Annotated in this window: 6 protein-coding genes; 2 read left to right on the top strand and 4 right to left on the bottom strand. The window is 60.0% G+C overall.

Annotation, left to right across the window (positions count from 1 at the left end; all coding sequences use genetic code 11):
* On the bottom strand, positions 1 to 1,165 hold a 1,165-nt coding region (locus O2807_11405), incomplete at its 3' end, for an LLM class flavin-dependent oxidoreductase (GenBank protein MDA1001105.1).
* 48 nt (positions 1,166 to 1,213) lie between these two features.
* Positions 1,214 to 1,735, bottom strand: coding sequence for a MarR family transcriptional regulator (locus tag O2807_11410; protein ID MDA1001106.1), 522 nt, complete (start codon positions 1,733 to 1,735; stop codon positions 1,214 to 1,216).
* A gap of 151 nt (positions 1,736 to 1,886) precedes the next feature.
* On the opposite strand from O2807_11410, the gene O2807_11415 reads away from it, so the two are divergent.
* Entirely contained in the window at positions 1,887 to 2,342 is a 456-nt protein-coding gene (locus O2807_11415) for a MaoC family dehydratase (GenBank protein ID MDA1001107.1), read from the top strand.
* Positions 2,343 to 2,382: 40 nt separating this feature from the next.
* Positions 2,383 to 2,781 (top strand): peptide-methionine (R)-S-oxide reductase MsrB, encoded by a 399-nt coding sequence (gene msrB, locus O2807_11420; protein ID MDA1001108.1) that lies wholly within the window; start codon positions 2,383 to 2,385, stop codon positions 2,779 to 2,781.
* 15 nt (positions 2,782 to 2,796) lie between these two features.
* On the opposite strand, the gene O2807_11425 is transcribed toward msrB, so the two are convergent.
* Both O2807_11425 and O2807_11430 read right to left on the bottom strand, forming a co-directional pair.
* Positions 2,797 to 4,047 carry a response regulator gene (locus O2807_11425; GenBank protein MDA1001109.1) on the bottom strand — a complete coding sequence of 417 codons (1,251 nt, stop codon included), beginning with the start codon at positions 4,045 to 4,047 and terminating at the stop codon, positions 2,797 to 2,799.
* 166 nt (positions 4,048 to 4,213) lie between these two features.
* Complete coding sequence (locus tag O2807_11430; protein ID MDA1001110.1) at positions 4,214 to 5,377, bottom strand: glycosyltransferase family 1 protein; 1,164 nt, start codon at positions 5,375 to 5,377, stop codon at positions 4,214 to 4,216.
* Between the last annotated feature and the right edge of the window lie 77 nt (positions 5,378 to 5,454).

The following is a 5,454-nucleotide window of genomic DNA, read 5'->3' on the forward strand; positions in this document are numbered from 1 at the left end:
CGAGCTCGTAGATCCCCTCGTCGGCCGGCTGCTGGGCGTAGTGCCAGATCAGGGTGATGAACTCGGCCGGAACCACTTTGTAGGCGTCCACGAACTGCTCGGTCAGCTGCGCAATCGTTCCGCCATGGAAAATTCCGCTGTCCTTGATGTTCTGGATCCAGTCGATGCTCTCTGTATCGTCCGGAAATTGCGGGAAAAAGGGGACGTAGAAGTTCTGGTAGATGTCGAGGTCATACTTGCGGAGCTTCTCGTTGTACTCCTCCTCGGATTCGGCCACGTGAATCCAGCGGCACATGTTCTGCCGCTCTCCGAGGGCGAAGTCGTGGCCCGCCTTTGCGGCCTCCTCGACATACACATGGGCGAACTCTTCCATTTTACTCAGCTTGGTGAAGTACGTAGGGCGGATGCCGCGCTGGGCGGCGAAGCGGATCGAATCGACGCTGGCGCTCACCGCCTGGAACAACGGCGGATAGGGATCCTGATAGGGCCCGGGGCACACTGCAACGCGCTTCACATAGCCCCGCTCGTCAATCTCGCCATCGGTGCCCGCGCTCTTGGCGCTCTTCCAGGCCGGATACTTGATGCCGTCTGACGGATAGGGCGCCTGGTAGTACTTCCCGTCGAGTTCGATGGATTCTTCCGTCCAGCATTTGATGAGCATATCCACGCGCTCTTCGAAGACCTCGCGGTTCTTCACATCGTCTTTTCCCCCGAGGCTGTCGGAAACGGTCGCCACCGCCTCGGCCTGCTGGCCGAGGATGTTCGCCCAGCGCGACTGGTAACCGCGGGCGACCCCGCAGAAGAACTTCCCCTTGGTGATGTGATCGAGAATCGCCGTTTCCTCGGCCACCCGAATCGGGTCCTGGGTGGCCATGACGTAGCCCAGCGCCCCGATCCGCGCATTCTTGACATGGGAAGCCCACCAGGCGTTCAGCACGCCCGGGTTCGGGCCGACCTCGTAGCCCTCCGAATGGAGATGGTGCTCGATGGTGCTGACGCCCCAGACCCCCATCCTGTCGGCCGCCTTCACGATGCCGAGCCAGTCGTGGAGGACTTTGTTGTAAAGCTCCTTGTTACGGCCCAGGGGGCGCTTTCTCTCTCGGTCCGCCCGATCCTCGGAAGGGAGCATCGGATAGAGCTGAAGAATCACTTTCGGTTTTGGCATGCCGACCTCTCCTAGGATGCCCAAAGGTAAATCGGATAGTTTATCGCGCTAAGGTTTTTGAAAAGAAGGAATCCCTTCGTTCACTTTTTTGAGGAGCGAGACCAGCACGTCTCTCTCTTCTTCCGTCAGGTTGTGCATCAGCTCCGCGATGCGGGTATAGTAATCCGGCAATATCGTTTCGAGCACTTCCTGCCCCTTTTGCGTCATCCGGATCGAAAACATCCGGCGGTCGCCGTTCAGCTGCTGCCGCGCTATCAAGCCATCGCGTTCGAGGCCGTCGAGCAGGCCGGTCATGGTGGCCCGGCTGACCCCGGCCTGTTCGGCCAGGCGGGAGGGATTGATCCCGGCGTCCTCTTCGTGAAGCTGAATCCGCTGGAGCAAAAGAAGGACAATGAAACGGGACTGGGACATATTGTGGCGGGAAAGGTTGGTCTCGAACGCGGACAGTAGATCGCTTCCCGTTCGAAGGAGAAAATAGCAGGTCACAACGGCCGAGGGATCGAGCTCGGAATACAGGGTTGCAACCGAATCAATCAAAGAGCGCGAGGGCAGCTCCCGCATGTGAAACATTGGCATCTCCAAGCAGCAAAATTTAGTACGGAGACGTATTATACGGGGCCATATCACCTTGTCAAAGGTACTCCTCCGCCGGATGGCAGCCTGGGGCGGCCCTCCGCTATGATGGAAAAGCGGAAATTACACCGGGGGCGAGGGAATTGTCTTGATAGATCGCTATTTTGATGATTTTTCCATTGGCGAGATCTTCACTGGGCAGGCGGTCCGTATCACGGAGGAGGAAATCCTCTCTTTTGCCCGGCGCTTCGATCCCCAGCCGTTTCACCTCGATCCGGAAGCCGCCCATAACTCCCCCTTCGGCGGGCTGATCGCAAGCGGCTTTCATACCCTGCTCGTCTCGTTCCGCTCTTTTCTCGATACGGGCGCCATCTCCGCCTGCAGCATCGGCTCCCCCGGCCTCGAGGAATTGAAATGGCTCGTCCCCGTCCGCCCGGGGGACACCCTCTGCGTCACCGCCGAAGTCCTGGAGATGCGCCCGTCGAATTCCAAGCCTGATCGCGGTATCCTGAAAATGGGATACGAAACGAAGAACCAGCAGGACGAGACCGTGATGACCCTTCGGGGACTTCATCTGCTGAAAAGAAATACGAAGAACGATTAGCGCAGGGCCCACACGGCCCGAATCCGCGGAGAGATACGAAATGCCCGAAAAAATGACAAAGAAAGAAGAGGAATGGCGCCGGAAATTAACGCCCGAGCAGTTCGCCGTCACCCGGCAGGGCTCGACCGAACCCGCCTTCACCGGGGCGTTTCACGATTTGAAGGATAAAGGCAATTACCACTGCGTATGTTGCGGCGCCGAGTTGTTCCGCTCATCCGAGAAGTTCGATTCCGGCACCGGCTGGCCGAGCTTCTGGGAGCCGACGGAAGCGGAAACCATCTTGGAAAAAGAAGATTCGAGCTACGGCATGCGTCGGGTGGAAGTTTTGTGCGCATCCTGCGACGCACATCTGGGCCACGTGTTTCCCGACGGCCCTCCGCCGACCGGGCTTCGCTACTGCATCAACTCGGCGGCCCTGAAATTTTCAAAAACCCCGTAGATCTCCCGGCGGAGCCTACCGGTTCACAAGGCTGCGGTGGAGCCAGCCCCGCACCCGGGATCGAAGACGGGTGGGCGAAACCGGTTTTGTCATGTAATCCGTCGCGCCGGCCTCGAAACAGGAAATGATGTCTTTTTCCTCAAGCTTTTTCCCGGTGACGATGAGGATGGGAATATCCCTCAGTCCGGGCTCGGCCGAGTTGCGGATGGAGCGGCATACCTCAAGGCCGTCAAGGAGCGGAAGAACCAGGTCCAGAACCACCAACGAGGGCTTTTCGATCTGGAACGCCCGCACCGCGGACTCTCCATCTTCCACGACGACGACCCGGAGCGATTCCTTCTGAAGTGTTTCCTTGAGCATCGCGGCGGACAATCTGTCGTCCTCCACCACCATCACGGTATCCGGCCGGCCGGCCCTTTCCCCGGAAACGATGGCGGACTCCCCGGGATGAAGGGGGGAGAAACTCCCGCTCTCCGTTTCCCGCAACTCGACAATCTCCCCCTCAGTGGCCGCCCCGATTTCGAGGGAAGCCCCGGCGCTCTCGCCTCTCCGGCGGGCCTTCTCGACCATGCCGTCAACGGCTTCGTCCGTCCGGAGGGGATCGTGATGGAAAAGCGCGAGTCTTTTGACTTGGCCGGCCAGGGCGTAGTCTACCGCCTTCTCAACGGGCGAGTGCCCCCAACCCTGCTTTTGCCGGTACTCCTCGAGCGTGAACTGGGCATCGTGGATCAACAGATCGGCCCTCGCCAGAAAATCCACATGCCTCCGATCCTCGTGGTGGATGGGGCGCACGCCGGAGTTTTCCCCGATCGGGTACAGCGAGTTGGGTTCGTGATCGGAGATGTAGACCACAGACGCCTCGCCGGTTTCGATGCGGTAGCCCACGGTCAGGACCGGGTGGTTCATGTATTGCACCCTGATCCGGAAAGGGCCGATGTCGAATTGCCCCTCGCCCACCGGATGAAACTGGACAATCGCCCGGGTTTCCGCGAGCGAGATGGGAAAGTAGGCATAGGACATCTGTCCGCCCAGGACGTTTTCCAACTGCGTCCCGAAGTCGCCCGGCGCATAGACATTCCACTTTTCTTCCAGGAACAGGGGAGCGAAAAACGGAAAACCCTGGATGTGATCCCAGTGGGTATGGGTGATGAGCAGATGGCCTTGCGATGGACGGTCCTTATCTGTGACAAGCGCCTGGCCCAGATCGTGGATTCCGGTTCCCGAATCGAGAATGAGGCGTGTGCCGTCCGCCGCGAGCACTTCCACGCATGACGTATTCCCGCCATAGCGGACAGTGCTCCTTCCCGGCTTCGCGATGGACCCGCGGGTTCCCCAAAAACGGATTTGCATGCCTGCTCCCAATCACTCGCCCGCCGGGCTGGCCAAATTTTATCCGGGCGGGGGCAAAACCCACCCGCTTCGACAATTTCCTTTATAGAGAACCTGCGGCAGTTTCGTAAACCCGAATTGTGTCCCGGGCCGCGTTTTCCCATGTGAACCGCCGGGCATGCGCCAGGCCTTTCTGGCGCATCTCCTCCCGGAGGCCCGCGCTTTCGGCCAGCCGGAAAATCGCCTCCCCCCATGCCTTTTCGTCCTCCGCGGGCAGGAGAAGAGCCGCATCCCCAGCGGCCTCGGGCACCGCGGCGCGATCCGCGCAAAGCACCGGCGCGCCGCAAGCCATCGCATCCAGAACGGGCAACCCGAACCCTTCATACAGCGAAGGGTAGAGCGCGATTTTGGCCCCGGAGTAGAGGCCCGGCAGCGCCTCATCCTCCACATGGCCCAAAAGATGGAAAGCGCCCTCGCCCGCGCTCGTTTCCACCAGTTCCCTGACCCGCCTCCCGTAGGGGCTGCGCATATCCCCCGCCAGGGCCAGCGGCCAGCCGAGCCCCATTTCCCGCGCCCGCAGATAGGCGGCCACCAGCATCTCGAGGTTCTTGCGGTAGTCGTAGCCGCCGACATAGAGAAGATAATCCCCCGGAAGTCCGTAGCGGGCGCGCATTTGTTCAAGTTTTTCCGCATCCGCCACCGGCCCCATCTCCGGGGAGGGGGCCGGATAGACCACATCAATCTTACCCTCCGGATAGTCCATCAAACGAACCAAATCCCGGCGAGTGGACTCCGAGATCGCGATGACCCGATCCACGCGCTTCAGGGCGAATCGGAGGTATTGGCGAAAAAGCCAAATCTTTCGGCCCACCGGCAGGGCATAACGCTCTTGATAGATTTCGGATATGGCCATCGGCATGAGATCGTAGATGTGGCCGATGGCCGGACAGGGGTATCGGTACAGGGGGAGGTTCCACTGAAAGTAGGCATGAAACACATCCAGTCCGCTCCGGCGTACCTGGCGGGCAAGCCGGAGGGCGTCCATCAGCCATGCCGGCGAAAACCCGGCCGGAACGCCCGGACGGTGAAGGCGCCGGACGCTTCCCTCCTCCCCGTGCGGGGAGGCACCCTGTGCCTCATGGGAAAAAAGAACAAATTCATTCCCGCCTCTTTGCCGAAGCAGGGCCTCCAAAAGGTGATGACCCAGGGCGCCCACCCCCCTTCCGCGGTGCTGGGTAATCGGGGCCGTATCAATTCCAATTCGCATTTATCTGTTATCCCGGAAATGCAGGCAAAATATGGCAGAAATCATCTCCGAATCTTCCAATAATAAAAATACCAGTC

The organism is bacterium (genome assembly GCA_027622355.1).
GTDB lineage: Bacteria > UBA8248 > UBA8248 > UBA8248 > UBA8248 > JAQBZT01.

Bases quoted from the DNA above. Each gene is read 5' to 3' on its own strand.
- msrB (MDA1001108.1), top strand. From the start codon at position 2,383: ATGCCCGAAAAAATGACAAAGAAAGAAGAGGAATGGCGCCGGAAATTA.
- O2807_11430 (MDA1001110.1), bottom strand. From the start codon at position 5,377: ATGCGAATTGGAATTGATACGGCCCCGATTACCCAGCACCGCGGAAGG.
- O2807_11410 (MDA1001106.1), bottom strand. From the start codon at position 1,735: ATGTTTCACATGCGGGAGCTGCCCTCGCGCTCTTTGATTGATTCGGTT.